15 protein-coding genes are annotated in these 15,904 nt (G+C 39.5%); 12 read left to right on the forward strand and 3 right to left on the reverse strand.

Translation table 11 applies throughout. From position 1 onward, the window contains the following. Positions 1-68 precede the first annotated feature (68 nt). From ISX45_RS00145 to ISX45_RS00175, 7 genes are all read left to right on the forward strand, one after another. On the forward strand, positions 69-1,334 hold the full coding sequence (locus ISX45_RS00145) for a dicarboxylate/amino acid:cation symporter (protein WP_194519667.1): 1,266 nt from the start codon (positions 69-71) through the stop codon (positions 1,332-1,334). A 370-nt stretch (positions 1,335-1,704) separates the two neighbouring features. Continuing rightward, the gene (locus tag ISX45_RS00150; protein ID WP_181555588.1) at positions 1,705-2,409 is read left to right on the forward strand and encodes a pirin family protein; all 705 of its coding nucleotides are present in this window, start codon (positions 1,705-1,707) and stop codon (positions 2,407-2,409) included. 44 nt (positions 2,410-2,453) lie between these two features. Further along, a complete protein-coding gene (gene wrbA, locus ISX45_RS00155; protein ID WP_181555589.1) occupies positions 2,454-3,071 on the forward strand; it encodes an NAD(P)H:quinone oxidoreductase in 618 nt (205 codons plus the stop codon). A gap of 497 nt (positions 3,072-3,568) precedes the next feature. Next, positions 3,569-4,363: an undecaprenyl-diphosphate phosphatase gene (gene bacA, locus ISX45_RS00160; protein WP_194520576.1), complete on the forward strand. Its 795-nt coding sequence runs from the start codon at positions 3,569-3,571 to the stop codon at positions 4,361-4,363. Positions 4,364-4,498: 135 nt separating this feature from the next. Next, entirely contained in the window at positions 4,499-4,696 is a 198-nt protein-coding gene (locus ISX45_RS00165; RefSeq protein WP_194519668.1) for a hypothetical protein, read from the forward strand. Positions 4,697-5,371: 675 nt separating this feature from the next. Then, positions 5,372-6,061: a zinc metallopeptidase gene (locus ISX45_RS00170; protein ID WP_194519669.1), complete on the forward strand. Its 690-nt coding sequence runs from the start codon at positions 5,372-5,374 to the stop codon at positions 6,059-6,061. Between the two features lie 62 nt (positions 6,062-6,123). Further along, a complete protein-coding gene (locus ISX45_RS00175; RefSeq protein ID WP_181555592.1) occupies positions 6,124-7,473 on the forward strand; it encodes a hemolysin family protein in 1,350 nt (449 codons plus the stop codon). Positions 7,474-7,509: 36 nt separating this feature from the next. On the opposite strand, the gene ISX45_RS00180 is transcribed toward ISX45_RS00175, so the two are convergent. Beyond that, on the reverse strand, positions 7,510-8,421 hold the full coding sequence (locus tag ISX45_RS00180) for an RluA family pseudouridine synthase (RefSeq protein ID WP_194520577.1): 912 nt from the start codon (positions 8,419-8,421) through the stop codon (positions 7,510-7,512). Positions 8,422-8,572: 151 nt separating this feature from the next. Here ISX45_RS00180 and ISX45_RS00185 point away from each other — a divergent pair, with 151 nt between their 5' ends. Further along, on the forward strand, positions 8,573-8,971 hold the full coding sequence (locus tag ISX45_RS00185) for a DUF5365 family protein (protein ID WP_194519670.1): 399 nt from the start codon (positions 8,573-8,575) through the stop codon (positions 8,969-8,971). Positions 8,972-9,091: 120 nt separating this feature from the next. Here ISX45_RS00185 and ISX45_RS00190 read toward each other — a convergent pair whose 3' ends face one another. Next, positions 9,092-9,559, reverse strand: coding sequence for a thioredoxin family protein (locus ISX45_RS00190; RefSeq protein ID WP_194519671.1), 468 nt, complete (start codon positions 9,557-9,559; stop codon positions 9,092-9,094). A 1-nt stretch (position 9,560) separates the two neighbouring features. Beyond that, a complete protein-coding gene (locus tag ISX45_RS00195) occupies positions 9,561-9,995 on the reverse strand; it encodes a disulfide formation protein C (RefSeq protein WP_194519672.1) in 435 nt (144 codons plus the stop codon). Positions 9,996-10,140: 145 nt separating this feature from the next. On the opposite strand from ISX45_RS00195, the gene ISX45_RS00200 reads away from it, so the two are divergent. The 4 genes from ISX45_RS00200 to ISX45_RS00215 all read left to right on the forward strand — a co-directional run bounded on the left by ISX45_RS00200 (position 10,141) and on the right by ISX45_RS00215 (position 15,810). Continuing rightward, positions 10,141-11,823: a glycoside hydrolase family 13 protein gene (locus ISX45_RS00200; protein ID WP_194519673.1), complete on the forward strand. Its 1,683-nt coding sequence runs from the start codon at positions 10,141-10,143 to the stop codon at positions 11,821-11,823. 130 nt (positions 11,824-11,953) lie between these two features. Beyond that, positions 11,954-12,400: a CBS domain-containing protein gene (locus ISX45_RS00205; protein WP_194520578.1), complete on the forward strand. Its 447-nt coding sequence runs from the start codon at positions 11,954-11,956 to the stop codon at positions 12,398-12,400. 110 nt (positions 12,401-12,510) lie between these two features. Next, positions 12,511-14,262 carry a phospho-sugar mutase gene (locus ISX45_RS00210; RefSeq protein WP_181555597.1) on the forward strand — a complete coding sequence of 584 codons (1,752 nt, stop codon included), beginning with the start codon at positions 12,511-12,513 and terminating at the stop codon, positions 14,260-14,262. A gap of 96 nt (positions 14,263-14,358) precedes the next feature. Further along, positions 14,359-15,810 carry an alkaline phosphatase gene (locus tag ISX45_RS00215; protein ID WP_194519674.1) on the forward strand — a complete coding sequence of 484 codons (1,452 nt, stop codon included), beginning with the start codon at positions 14,359-14,361 and terminating at the stop codon, positions 15,808-15,810. The last annotated feature ends 94 nt before the right edge of the window (positions 15,811-15,904 follow it).

Genomic DNA, 15,904 nt, shown 5'->3' on the forward strand with positions numbered 1-15,904 from the left:
AATATAAAAACAAACAAAGGGGAATAATCTTTTGAAAGCGTTACCATATATAGAGGGGAGAAGGGGAAATGAGAATTAACTTTAAAAACTTAACTGTACGTGTTATTATTGGCATTATTTTAGGGGTTGTAGTTGGCTTTTTATTTCCAGAGTTTGGGGCGAAACTGAAGGTGCTCGCCGATGGATTTATTAAATTAATTAAGATGGTTATTGCCCCGATTATTTTCTTTACCGTCGTCATTGGGATCGGCAACATGGGAGATTTAAAAAAGGTAGGACGAATTGGCGGAAGAGCGCTCATTTACTTTGAAATTGTCACAACATTTGCATTGGCAATCGGAATTATCGTGGTCAATCTTATAAAGCCAGGTGTTGGGTTTAACACAGAGGCTGTCAAAGGCGGTGATATTTCGCAATATACTCAACAAGCAGAAGCGGTGAATCACGGTGCTGTCGAATTTTTGCTTAGCATTATTCCCGATAATGTCGTAGCGGCAATGGCGAAAGGAGAATTATTACCGATTTTATTCTTTGCTGTGTTATTTGGATTAGTGACAGCATCATTAGGCGAAAAGGCCAAACCCGTTGTTGAGTTATTTGAACGGTTGGCTGATATTTTCTTCGGTATCGTTAATATGGTTATGAAAGTATCGCCGATTGCTGCCTTTGGTGCCATGGCTTATACGATCGGTACGTTTGGACTGGGCTCTTTAGTATCGCTTGGAAAATTAATGGTGTCTGTCTATATTACGATGATTTTATTCATTGTTGTTGTACTGGGAGCCATTGCAAAATATTATGGGTTTAGCATTTTCAAGTTTATTGCTTACATTAAAGAAGAAATTTTACTTGTACTCGGAACGTCTTCATCTGAATCGGCATTACCTAAAATGATAGAAAGATTAGAAAAATACGGATGTTCAAAATCGGTTGTCGGTCTCGTCATTCCGACAGGATATTCGTTCAACCTTGATGGAACTTCCATTTATCTTTCCATGGCGGCTATTTTTATCGCCCAGGCGTACGGAATCGATTTGACCATTTGGCAAGAACTTACGCTTCTCGGAGTATTAATGCTAACATCAAAAGGGGCAGCTGGAGTGACTGGTTCCGGCTTTATTACCTTAGCAGCCACGTTGTCCGCGTTTCCAATGATTCCGGTAGAGGGGATCGCATTGCTTCTTGGTGTGGACCGTTTTATGTCTGAAGCGCGTGCAATTACAAACTTAATCGGCAATGGCGTCGCAACAGTAGTAGTTTCAAAAATGGAAAATGAGTTTCACCCTCCAGTCGAGCCAAAATTAGAAGAGACGAATATGACGATTGCAAAATAAAGAGGACGGATAGCTAACAGCTATCCGTTTTTTAGATAAGAAAGTATAAAGGTGAAACGGACATTACGCAGTATAAGCACCTAACCAAATTGCTTCTTGAATAGGTGCTCATACGAAGCTTGAGAGCTCGATCTCGAGATGGAAAGCTGTCTAGCGGGGGCAAAGAGCGTTTGTCCGTCCTTAAATAGTGCTTGTTCTTTTCTTAATAAATAGATTGACAACGGTTTGGCCGTTTTATATAATAATCTTGAAATCGAGATATATGGATTAAATATTATTTTTTATTATCTTGAATTCAAGATGAATGATATGGATTAAAATGAATAAATTACCGTTGTAGATGTCCGAATTAGGGAAGGATGTGAATCGCATGATTCGAGTATACCCAGCAAATGAGCGGTATCATGCTAATCATGGATGGCTAGATACGTATTTTAGTTTTTCATTTGCAGAATATTTTGACCCAAACAACATGAATTTTGGACCTTTACGTGTACTAAATGATGATGTCATTCAACCATTGCGAGGGTTTGGAGCGCACCCACATCAAGAAATGGAGATTGTTTCTATTGTGCTTCGCGGACAATTGAAGCACGAAGATAGCTTAGGAAATGAGGCGATTACCACATTTGGTGGCATTCAAAGAATGTCGGCGGGAACTGGGATTGTTCATTCAGAGGTGAATCCGTCGGCAACAGAAGAAGTAAACTTTTTGCAACTATGGTTTTTACCAGAACGAAGAGGGCTCTCTCCATCTTATGAGCGAACAGATTTTGATATAAGCCAATTAAAAAATCAATTGCTTCCGGTTGTGGCTAAAAATCCATCATCTCCTCATGTTGCCCATATTCATCAGGATTTGACCATTTATCTTTCGGATTTAGAAGAGGGCAAAGAGATTGTATTTGAACAAGAAGAAGGTCGACGTATTTTTGTTTTCCTCATTGAAGGGGAATTAGTATTAAATGATACGACTATACTATATAAGCGTGATTCTGCGCGAATAACAGAAATGCCGCAATTAAAAATCGACGCTAATGCTAACTCACGTTTCATGCTCATTGATCTCCCATAAGAGGCAATGAGAAATGATACATTATAATAAAGGAGAGAGTGACAATGTCAAACGTTCGTTTAGCGATTATTTACTACAGTTCTACAGGAACGAACTACAAATTAGCCAAATGGGCAGAAGAAGCCGCACAAGAGGTTGGCGCAGAAGTCAAAGTATTAAAAGTACCTGAGCTTGCGCCAAAAGAAGCGATCGAGTCCAATCCAGCATGGAAAGCCCATGTTGAAGCGACAAAGGATGTTCCAACGGTTACATTAGACGATTTAGAATGGGCCGATGCAATTATTTTCAGTGTGCCAACTCGTTTCGGAAACGTTCCTTCTCAATTGAAGCAATTTTTAGATACGACAGGCGGTTTATGGTTCCAAGGAAAGCTTGCGAATAAAGTAGTGAGCGCGATGGCATCGGCGCAAAATCCGCATGGCGGCCAAGAACAAACAATTTTACAATTATATACAACCATGTATCATTGGGGAGCAATTGTTGCTGCTCCGGGATATACGGATCCATCTATTTTTGCTGCGGGTGGAAATCCATACGGCACAAGTGTTACTGTTGATCAAAATGGGAACATTGCTGAAAATGCCGAAGCAGCGGTCAAGCATCAAGCACGGCGCACTGTACAAGTAGCGCAATGGGTAAAAAATGGATTGCAACAGCAGTAAGACGATCTGAGATGAGGAATCTATTTCCTCATCTTTTTTATTGTTTGATGAGAATTTTTTAATTTTTTTATTATGTATGTCTCATTTATTTGTGTTTAAATCTAACAGGGGCTCAATGTCTGCCATTATTGTAATGTAACAAAAGTATGAAAGAGTGTGAGAAACTGCGGAACAATAAGAATCGTTCTATTCCCATTCTTTTTCCCTGAAGAGAAATTAACTAATTTTTATGAACTGCTGTAGTTTTGGAGGTAACATCTTTGTTTGTTGACGTCATGAAAAGTTTTCTCTTTTCAGGCAGTATTCTCACACGATGGCTAAGGATATTACTTGGCAGCTTATTGATCTTGTTATCATTGAAAGAGCTATTTGGACACTATATGCTCGTATCTTGCTTTGAAGAGGAGATTCGCCCCCGCTTCCTTGGATAGGGGTATATCTTGCATGTATACGTAGGAGCTATTTCAAAACATCTAGACTTTAGGGGTGTAGCGATGTTGTGGCATTATTTATCGGCAATCATTATGGGAATCGTAGAAGGATTAACTGAGTTTCTCCCAGTGTCTTCGACTGGGCATTTAATTTTGACAGGAGAACTTATCCATTTTAAAGGTGAACAAGCAAAGACATTTGAAATTTTTATCCAATTAGGTTCGATCCTTGCTGTTGTTGTTGTGTATTGGAGACGTTTTTTGAATATTTTTGGGTTAATGAAAGAAGATGGGGGACGCAGAGAGTTAAATCTTTTGCATATTATTTATGCGATGATTCCGGCTGTTGTCCTCGGGTTTCTTCTGCATGATGCGATTAAGACATACCTATTTTCACCTTACACCGTATTAGTAGGTCTTGTTGCTGGCGGGTTATTAATGATTTTTGCGGAGAAAAAACAAACAACAGTTACGTCAAGTAGCCTTGACCAGCTTTCTTACAAGCAAGCATTTGGTATCGGTGTTTTTCAGTGTTTAGCCTTGTGGCCTGGATTTTCTCGCTCAGGCTCAACGATTTCCGGCGGCTTACTTGTTGGAACAGACCATAAAACTGCAGCGGAATTTTCCTTTATCATTGCTGTACCGATGATGCTTGCTGCAAGCGGCCTAGACTTGTTAAAAAGTTATCAATATTTATCAGCCCACGATCTGCCGATTTTTGCAATAGGATTCGTTACTGCGTTTATTGTTGCATTACTGGCTATTAAATTTTTCCTTCAACTCATTTCGAAAGTGAAACTTACTCCGTTTGCGATTTACCGCTTTGTCATTGCGATCTTATATAGTTTCATTTTATTGTAATTGATATGGAGATGGGGATGCTTCCTCATCTTTTTCTTATATAAAGGCAGAGAGCAAATGGAAAGTTTGCGAGGCCACATGACTTTACATAATGGAGTACAAACGCCATGGTTTAGTGGGTGTAGAGCATGCAAAATGGTGAGAAAATCATCAATTCCGTCAAAGCAGCGGCTTGAAGTAGAATATACCATATTGATGCAGACGCTGTATACCAAAACGAAGAAGAAGAGACAGGAGATTCGAGAGTCCGGCGTGACTAAAGAAGAAGTGTTTATTATGACAAAAGTGTGGAATTTTGATCGAGGATGTGGAGACGACATAAAAAGAGCTTGAAATAAGTTTACAAAAACTTGGACTTGAGTATGTCGATAGTACACTGGGCTGTCAAAGAAAAGTACCGGAAACGTATAACGCGATGGACAGGCTATATACAAAGATGGTCGAGTGTGCACAATGTTGTAGATCATTTTCATGTTTATCATTTAAAAGTTTTGTTAGCGGATTGTGAAATTAGGCCGATGATTAATCTGATTTGCTATTTATGACAAAAGAACCTCGGGTATTCTGTAAACAGCACGACATTCAACTAGAGGCATGGTCATCGCTTATGCAAGGCAGGCTTTTGGATGAACCTTCCTGTTGAAGTTGTAAATGTGGAAAGTCACTAGTACAAATTATTCTTTGTTAGCATGCCGTATAAAGTATCATCGAATTAAAAAAAAAACGCCGATATTTTCGACGAAAATCGATCATTAACTATGAACAAGTACGTAGATAATTTTGTTTTTTTATTTGAAACGATATGGAGGCTTCGGATTGAAAAGAAGCCTCTTTTTTGTAAATAAAATAACTAGGATAAAATGGAAGTTGTATATGTATTCGCATTTTCCATACTAAGTAGTAAATAAGCCGCATTGTTTGACGTATGAATTATCCCTAAAGTAAAATAAATATTAGTATAAACATATTTCTAAGTATGTTATACGAAAAGTAACGGAGGGTGTATTCATGTTCTTCCATCCAATGGATTTTTTAATTATTATCGCGTTCGGCATTTCGCTATGGGCCCAATTTAAAGTGTCAGGAAACTTCAACAAATGGTCAACAGTACATGCATCATCTGGGTTAACAGGTGCGGAAGTCGCGCGCATGATTTTGGATCGCAATGGTCTTTACCATGTACCAGTAGAAGTAGTACCAGGAAAATTGACTGACCACTATGATCCAATTTCACGTACAGTTCGCTTATCAGAACCGGTGTATTACGGTCGTTCGATCGCTGCGATTTCAGTGGCAGCGCATGAAGTCGGACACGCTGTGCAACATAAACAATCATACGGTGCGCTAGTGCTCCGTCACCGTATGTTTCCAATTGTTAATTTTACGTCTGGAGTCGCGCCATTTTTACTTTTAGCAGGATTTCTTTTTAAACAGTTTTCTTTGCTTGGACTTGGAATTATTTTCTTTTCATTTGCCGTAGCTTTCCAACTTATCACGCTTCCTGTCGAGTTTAATGCAAGTTCAAGAGCGAAAAAATTTATGCTTGCGGAAGGAATCATTGGTCATAATGAGGAGCGCGGCGTCAACAAAGTGCTAGGAGCAGCCGCATTAACGTATGTGGCAGCAGCGCTCATTTCAGTGCTTGAGTTACTAAAATACATTCTTATTTTTACGCAAAGTAATAATAGTGAAGAATAAAGAAATAAAACCCTGTCTGTAGGAGGTGTAATCCGCACGCGAACATCGTGTGCGGAAACCAATTGGACATATTTAATTTAGTGATGGTGGCATTACTTATTGCATGTACGGGCTTTTTTGTCGCATCGGAATTTGCGATCGTCAAAGTCCGTAGCTCACGAATTGACCAATTAATTAGTGAGGGAAACAAACGAGCGGTTGCTGCCAAAAAGGTGATTTCCAACCTCGATGGATATTTATCGGCAAACCAGCTAGGGATTACGATTACGTCTTTAGGACTCGGATGGCTTGGGGAGCCGACCGTAGAGAGATTGTTAATGCCGTTATTCGAGCGGATTCATTTGTCGGAGTCGCTTTCCCACATTCTATCATTTACGATTGCGTTTGCCAGTATTACTTTTTTCCACGTCGTTGTTGGGGAGCTTGCTCCAAAGACGTTTGCCATTCATAAAGCGGAAGCCATTACGCTTCTTACCGCTCAACCGCTCATTTTGTTTTATAAGGTCATGTATCCGTTCATTTGGACGCTGAATAATTCTGCCCGTATTGTTACTAGAATATTTGGCTTGAAGCCTGCTGCGGAACATGAAATTGCTCATTCTGAGGAAGAATTGCGTCTTATTTTATCAGAAAGCTACAAAAGTGGGGAGATTAATCAATCGGAGTACAAATACGTGAATAACATTTTTCGTTTTGATGATCGTGTTGCCAAAGAAATTATGGTGCCACGAAAGGAAATTATAGCTCTCGATATTCATCGAAGTGTAAAAGAAAATTTAGAAATCATTAAAGAGGAAAAATATACACGTTATCCTGTTATCGACGGAGATAAAGATCACGTTCTTGGATTAATTAACGTGAAAGAAGTGTTTACAGACCTTGTAACGAATCCTTCTCAAGAAAAAGAAATGAAAGATTATATTCGCCCGATTATTCAAGTAATTGAATCGATTGCCATTCATGATTTGCTTGTGAAAATGCAAAAAGAGCGCATTCATATGGCGATTTTAGTCGATGAATATGGTGGTACATCCGGGCTTGTCACTGTCGAAGATATTTTAGAAGAAATCGTTGGTGAAATTCAAGACGAGTTTGACGTCGACGAAATACCAATGATTCAAAAAATTGATGAGATGCATACGATTATTGACGGAAAAGTGCTGATCAGTGAAATAAACGATTTGTTTGGTTTGTCGATTGATGATACGGATGTGGACACGATCGGTGGTTGGATTTTAACAGAACACTATGATATTGCAGTAGGAGATAGTGTAGAAGTTGATCGTTATTCATTTAAAGTGTTGGAAATGGATGGCCATCATGTCAAGACGATAGAAGTGACAAAGCGAGAGCCTGAACAAGTAGAAGATGAGACAAGTGAAATGGATAAAGAAGTACGATTGCACTTATAGGCAGACTTGGTTACTATCAAGTCTGCCTTTTTGTTGCTAGTAAAAGCGAGTGATGTCTTTGGGAAATACATTATCACGAACAGGGGCAATGCACGTGATGGGATCATTCGTGAACGGATGAGAAAACGAAAGTTTCACTGCATGAAGGGCTTGCCTTTGTGCTTGTTCTGAAGAACCACCATATAGTGTATCACCGACTAACGGATGTCCAATGTAGCTCATATGAACGCGAATTTGATGAGTGCGCCCCGTATCTAAAGAAAGTTCTACTAGCGATGTTTGTTGTTGAAATGATGGATCAAGAACACGGTAATGAGTAACGGCTGATGCTCCTGTTTTTGACACCCTTCTTCTTGTCGGATGGTGTCGGTCGCGACCAATCGGTGCAGCGATTGTTCCTGTTTTTTTCTTCACAATTCCATGAACAAGAGCCACGTATGTCCGCTTAATTTTTCGCTGTTCAAGCATTCGATCTAACATCGCTCCTGCCAGCGCGTGTTTGGCAAATAAAATGGCTCCCGATGTATCACGGTCCAAACGGTGAATATGACGGACTTTTGTAAAAATACCTTGCGATTGCAAATAAAATGCGACCGCATTGGTTAATGTTTCGGTTTTGGTTTGTTCCGTCGGATGAACGTCAATCCCAGCCTCTTTATTGATGACGAGAAGATGCTCGTCTTCCCATAAAATCTCAAGCTCGCGATATTGCGGAACAATGTCTAAATGTTCTGGTTTGTAAAGCCATAATTGCAAGCGATCGTTTTTTTGTAATAACGTATGCCATGGAATGACTTGTCCATTCAATTTAACACCTTTTTCGATACGGAATTGATGCATAAGTCTTTTAGGGACTCCCCATGTTTCTTTTAATAACCTTTCAATGGAGTGTCCCTGCCAATCAGGAGGAATAACAAATTCGATCCATTCTCCTTTTCGAGTTGTAATCAATTTTCTCACCTCAAATTTTCACTAACAGTGGAAACACTTTCTACCGTCACGAGTTGATAAGTTATGATACACTCATAGTATCGCTTGATGGCTACGGTATGCAAGTGAGATGGGATGAAGTCGCGTAATGAAAAAGGTGGTATGAACGTTGAGAGTTGTCTACGCAGCAACAAAAGAACAAGAGGAGTATATCAGCAGTTTAGCTCATTATTTTTATAGTCATATTTTTCCACGTTACTTTGATGACGAGCAAATAGAGGAATTTCAACATTTACAAATTCTTTCTTTTCAAGGAGGAGAATTTACATATAATGGGACAATGCGAGAAGCGTTTCACATTATTTCATCACTACAATCATTGATTACCATTATTGAATGCATAGAGGAGAATGGAGGGTATGATGAATACCGAAATTTATTTGAGCGTAATGTTACTTTACTAAGTCAGTATGGCATTGTATTTCCATTTACGCTTGAGCAATTTAGCAAGAAACGACCGTTTATCTTCAGCAAGTATGCACCACGGGAAAACGATTGGTTTATGTAGATGCAGTTAAGATTAGGGGCTCTTTGAATAAGAGCCCTCTTCCATTTTATAAAAGGTAAGAAAGCATAAATTTTAAAAGTCCTAAATGCCTCATGTTCGGGGGGAGAGTATTTGCCCAGCTCACTTTCTTAATGATTGAAACCACTCGCGAAAGACAGCTTCATCATGGTAACCATCGATTCGTTTCACTTCTTTGCCGTGCTCATAATGAACAATCGTCGGTGTTCCATCAATATGGTATTTGTCCCAGCCTTCTTCAAATTCAAGTAAGTTAAACATTTTTAAGTCAATGCCCATTTCTTTTGTCATCGGCACGACAATTGGAGTTGTTCTTTGACAATGCGGACAAGTAGGGCTGTAAAAGTAGACGGTCACCGTTTCGTGATTTGCTAGCTTTTTCTCTAATTCGTCTGGCAAAATAATGTTTTGATAGTTTGGATCGTCAAGCTGTTCAACAGTAGCTGGATGAAGTTCTTTTTTGTGATATGGATTATCTTTTACCTCTTCTTTTTGCTGATAGGACGTGACAAAAGCAATAGCGGCAAATAACCCAATGATGACCGCGCCAAAAATGATCAGTTTTTTCAATTTAGTTCCCTTCTTTCGCTTTACGAATAATGATTATACTTAGCACACTAATCAAGAAAAAGGCTATCAATGCTAAAAACGGAATCGTAATAAAACCGAACCAATTAATATATTGTCCCGTGCATGGAACACGACCACACGAAATCGAATGTTCTTGAAAAAAAGGGATTTTTTGCATTAAGTAATGATAAAGAGAAATCGTTCCTCCGATGATTGATAGTGTCAAACTATAGCGCGCAATCCCGTATTCTTTTCGAATGGCTGCTAGTCCTAAAAGAATCACTTGAGGATACATGAAAATGCGTTGAAACCAACAGAGGTCGCATGGAATAAATTTTAGAACTTCTGAAAAATAGAGGCTGCCTAATGTTGCGATCAGAGAAATCCCCCAAGCGCTAATAAGTAAATTTTCGAGCGCTTTTTCTTTTTTATTCATATAAATCCCCTTATTCCTAAGTATTTTTACCATTTTTATTATAGTAGAGGGAAAAAGGAATGTAAAATATATAGGCACATATATCTTTTTATAGTACAATGTAAATATGAAATCGTTTTCATATACATAGATGGGAGTGAGAGACGTGGAGCGAAAGTGGTGGAAAGAGGCGGTTGTGTATCAAATTTATCCGCGCAGCTTTAAAGATGCCAATGGTGATGGAATCGGAGATATTCGCGGCATTATTTCCAAACTTGATTATTTGAAAGAGCTCGGAGTTGACGTTGTTTGGTTATCGCCTGTTTATAAATCACCAAATGATGATAATGGCTATGATATTAGCGACTATCGTGAAATTATGGACGAATTTGGGACGATGGAAGATTGGGAAGAAATGCTGGAGGAAATGCATAAGCGCGGTATAAAACTAGTCATGGATTTAGTCGTTAACCATACATCTGATGAACATCCGTGGTTTGTTGAATCGAGAAAATCGAAGGATAGCCCGTATCGCGATTATTACATTTGGCGTTCAGGGAAAGATGGAAAGGAGCCGAACAATTGGGAGTCTGCTTTTAGTGGCTCGGCGTGGGAATATGATGAAACGACAGGTGAATATTACTTGCATCTCTTTTCAAAAAAACAGCCTGACTTAAACTGGGAAAACCCGAAGGTGCGCCAAGAAGTATACGAAATGATGAAGTTTTGGCTCGATAAAGGTGTCGACGGTTTCCGTATGGATGTCATTAATATGATTTCGAAAGTGCCGGGATTGCCAGATGGTGAGCCTCAAGAAGGGAAAAAATATGCATCAGGCAGCAAATATTTTATGAATGGACCGCGTGTGCATGAGTTTTTGCAGGAAATGAATCGGGAAGTGTTATCGAAATATGACATTATGACTGTTGGTGAAACTCCTGGTGTAACGCCAGCGGAAGGAATTTTATACACCGATCCCGATCGTCATGAGCTAAATATGGTGTTTCAATTCGAGCATGTTGGCTTAGATTCAGGTTCAGGCGGAAAATGGGATATTAAACCGTGGTCATTAGCGGATTTGAAAAAAACGATGACGAAATGGCAAAAGGAATTAGAAGGAAAAGGTTGGAACAGCCTTTACTTAAATAACCATGACCAGCCTCGTGCCGTTTCTCGTTTTGGTGATGATGGAAAATATCGAGTCGAATCAGCAAAAATGCTTGGCACGTTCCTGCATATGATGCAAGGCACGCCATACATTTATCAAGGGGAAGAACTAGGAATGACGAATGTGCGCTTCCCATCAATCGAGGACTACCGGGATATCGAAACATTAAACATGTATAAAGAACGCGTGGGAGAATATGGGGAAGATCCCCAACAAGTGCTCGAGAAAATTTATTATAAAGGTCGTGACAATGCGCGAACTCCGATGCAGTGGGATGACAGTGAACATGCCGGCTTTACAACAGGTACACCGTGGATTCAGGTCAACCCAAATTATAAAGAGATTAATGCGAAGGCTGCGCTGGAAGATCCGAATTCTGTGTTTCATTATTATAGAAAGTTGATCCAGCTGCGGAAAAAGCATGATATTATCGTCTATGGCACATACGACTTAATTTTAGAAGATGACCCATATATTTATGCGTATACGCGCACATTAGGAGATGAAAAATTAGTCGTCATCACCAACTTCTCTGGTAAAACACCAGTTTTCCTGCTTCCTGAGGAAATTACGTATACGACAAAAGAGCTGCTTATCAGCAATTATGAGGTCAGCGAAGAAGAAGATCTCCGCGAAATTCGTTTACAGCCGTGGGAAGCACGTGTCTACAAAATTCGATAACACCATGTGGGGCGGTTTCAGTAAAAAAGCCGCCCTTTTTATTTTTTCATACAAAAAAGTAAATATGTAAGCATTATTTTCTACCCATATACACACGAAAAATGGTCAGACTAATCGGTGAAAGGAGAGGATCACATTGAACAATAATAATAAAGTCGAAAGCATTATGACAAAAAATATAGCGACTGTTTCTCCTAACCAAACAGTTCAAGAAGCAGCTCAATTAATGAGCCAGAAAAATGTTGGTGCACTTCCAGTAGTGGAAAATGGTCAAGTAAAAGGAATAATTACAGACCGTGACATTACTCTTCGTACAACGACACAAGGGAAAAATGCTTCTTCCACTCCTGTATCACAAGTCATGACGACAAACATCGTGACAGGAACGACAGATATGAGCATAGAAGAAGCAGCAAATGTCATGGCGCAGCATCAAATTCGCCGCTTACCAATCGTAGAAAACAATCAACTTCGTGGTATTGTGGCCTTAGGTGACATTGCGACGAACCATGCTTATGACGAAGCGGCAGAACAAGCTCTTACAAATATTTCTGAACCATCCCAACCACAAGCTTAACTCAAAAAGGATGTCTCATTTTCATGGGGCATCCTTTTCATTATAAAAGGAATATCGTATGATGATAACGAATAAAAAGAGTAAAGGAACAAAATGCGGAGGGATATGGATTGAGTTGGAAAAATAAGTATGAGCAATGGAGCACTTATGAACATTTAGACCAAGAATTAAAAAAACTGCTGCAAGAACATCGTGATGATCATCAATGGTTAGAGGATTGTTTTTATAAAAACTTGGAATTTGGTACAGGAGGAATGCGTGGCGAAATCGGTCCCGGCACGAACCGGATGAACATATACACCGTACGTAAAGCATCAGAAGGATTGGCACGATACATAGAATCATTTGGTGAGGAGGCCAAAAAGCGCGGGGTCGTCATTGCGTACGATTCTCGTCATAAGTCCCCGGAATTTGCAATGGAAGCGGCGAAAACGCTTGCAACACACGGCATTCAAACTTATGTATTTGATGAATTGCGGCCGACGCCGGAACTTTCGTTTGCCGTCCGTCATTTACAAGCGTTTTCTGGAATTGTCATTACAGCGAGTCATAATCCACCTGAATATAACGGCTATAAAGTGTATGGAGAAGACGGAGGACAACTTCCACCGGATATTGCTGATCGTGTTATTCAATATGTTAATGAAGTGGAAAATGAACTTACGATTCCAGTCGAGGAAGAGTCGACGCTAAAAGAAAAAGGACTCATTCGAATTATTGGTGAAGAAGTCGATCGTGCTTATATCGAAGCTGTAAAAACGATTTCACTCAACCCACAGCTTTCACAAGAAGTAGACGTAAATGTCGTATTTACACCGCTTCACGGTACAGCCAACAAGCCAGTCCGTCACGCTCTTGAAGCGCTTGGATATAAGAAGGTCGTCGTCGTGAAAGAACAAGAATTTCCAGATCCAAACTTTTCAACGGTTAAGTCACCAAATCCAGAAGAACATACTGCATTTGAATTAGCGAGAAAAGTCGGCAAAGAGATAGATGCTGACTTATTAATCGCTACAGACCCGGATGCCGATCGTTTGGGGATTGCTGTCAAAAATGACAGCGGTGAATATATCGTATTGACAGGAAATCAAACGGGTGGCTTATTGCTTCATTACATTTTGTCACAAAAGAAAGAAAAAGGAACATTACCGAAAAACGGCATTGTGTTAAAAACGATTGTGACATCTGAATTTGGACGGGCGATTGCCAAGTCTTTCGGGCTAGAGACGATTGATACGTTAACGGGGTTTAAGTTTATCGGAGAAAAGATTAAAGAATACGAACAAACCGGACAATATGTTTTTCAGTTTGGATATGAAGAGAGCTACGGTTATTTAATTGGTGATTTCGCTCGTGATAAAGATGCAGTTCAAGCAGCGGTGTTAGCGGTGGAAGTATGTGCATTTTATAAAAAGCAAGGTATGTCATTATACGAAGGATTGTTGCAATTATTTGATAAATATGGATATTATCGTGAAGGATTACAGTCATTAACGTTAAAAGGGAAAGAAGGAGCAGAAAAAATTCAAGCGCTTTTGACAGCGTTTCGTCATGAACCGCCAGCAGAAGTTGCAGGAAAAAAAGTAACGATTATTGAGGACTATAAAACGAGCGAACGCTTCGACACAGCCACTGGAGAAAAAACAGAGATTATACTCCCAAAATCAAACGTACTGAAATATTTCTTAGAAGACGGCTCATGGTTTTGCTTACGCCCTTCAGGAACAGAGCCAAAAGCGAAAGTTTATTTTGGGGTAAAAGGACATTCTTTAGCAGATAGCGAAAAACAACTTGAGCAGCTTTCTAACGCTGTTATGAAGCAAGTTCATGCGTTTTTAAATGCGACAGCTGATAAGGCGTAATGCCTTATCAGCTGTTTTTGTTTTTATGTCGTACGAAATTTTTATAGTTTTTTGGGGATATTAACGACAAATATTCCGAATGATGGAGGGATGTTCATGTCACTCAAATCTAAAGTTCTTGTCGCCATTTTGCTTGGCAATTTAGCAACTATCGGCCCCTTTTTTTCGCTTAAGGAATCCTCTTTTCCTAATGTTCAAGCAGCAAGTGAATCAGTAATTGCACGTGATGTTCCAAAAAATGTGATTTTGCTAATTGGAGATGGCATGGGAATTGGACAACTTGAAATCGCTCGGTTATTTGAATACGGGAAAAATGGACGCCTCTTTATGGAATCATTAGAGAATGTCGCTTTAATGCATACATATTCATCCAATAATATTGTGACAGACTCTGGAGCAGGGGGAACGGCGATTTCAACAGGAAAAAAGACAAAGAATGAGTCGATTAGCGTTGATGAAAACGGTCGTGAGATTGACAGCATTTTGGACGTATTTAAAGCAAATGGAAAAAAAGTAGGGGTTATCTCTACAAATACGGTAACAGACGCAACGCCTGCTGCGTTCACGGCAAGCGTAGCAAACCGCTGGGGTCAAGAAGAAGTAGCAAGACAACTGGTTAAGAATGAATACGATGTTCTTCTTGGGGGAGGTTCACAATATTTCAGTCCTAAAAAACAAAATGGAGAAGACTTAATTGAAAAATTCCGTAAAAAAGGCTATGCCGTAGTCACGGACCGCGATGAGCTAATGAAGGTGGGAAGACCGAATAAATTGCTTGGTTTATTTCATCCGTCTTATATGAGTTATAAACAGGATAGAGAAGAGTACAACAGCAATGAACCAACACTAAATGAAATGACAGCGAAAGCATTAGACGTACTCTCTAAAGGAAAAAACGGCTTCTTTTTAATGGTTGAAGGAGCCCGTATTGATCATGCATCACATGCTGCAGACATTCCTGGTGTTTGGAAGGAGACGATTGAATTAGATAATACAGTGCGCGATGTGGTCAACTGGGCGAAAAAACGGAATGACACATTAATTGTTGTATTGGCTGACCATGAAACGATGGGAATTTCTGCGACAGAACCGATGAACATAAAGGGACTTAAGAAAATTCGTGTTTCTCCTGAATATATGGCAGCAAAACTAGTAACAGACAAGACCACAGGTATGTTTACAAGGGAAAGTGTAAAGACAGTATTTAAAACATATGCCTACATTGACTTAACAGATAAAGAAATAACAGAGTTTTTGCGTAATGTGAGGGAGACTAAAGGAAAAGTTTATACATCTTTTGCAGTAGCGTGGGAAATTGGTTCAGTTATTGCTAAACATTATAAAGTCGGCATCGTTGACCGAGCGATTCGTGCGGAAAGCTCAACAGGTGGCCATACGGGTAATATGGTTCCGGTATTTGCCACGGGGGTCGGTAGTCAAATTTTTGAGGGAGTTTTAGATAACACCGATATATCAAAATTAATTGCGAAAGCGGCAAAACTTGAATTTAATCCGGGCGAAAAGGTTAAAAGGCAATCAAATAATTAAAGTCGGCGTATAAAAATTCGACAGTTTTCTTTCTGTTTTTGCGAACCATGCGAAAAATTGTTCCTATGTTGTTTTAGTTGCTTATCATCATGTA

The sequence above is a fragment of the Thermaerobacillus caldiproteolyticus genome (assembly GCF_015326725.1).
GTDB lineage: Bacteria > Bacillota > Bacilli > Bacillales > Anoxybacillaceae > Thermaerobacillus > Thermaerobacillus caldiproteolyticus.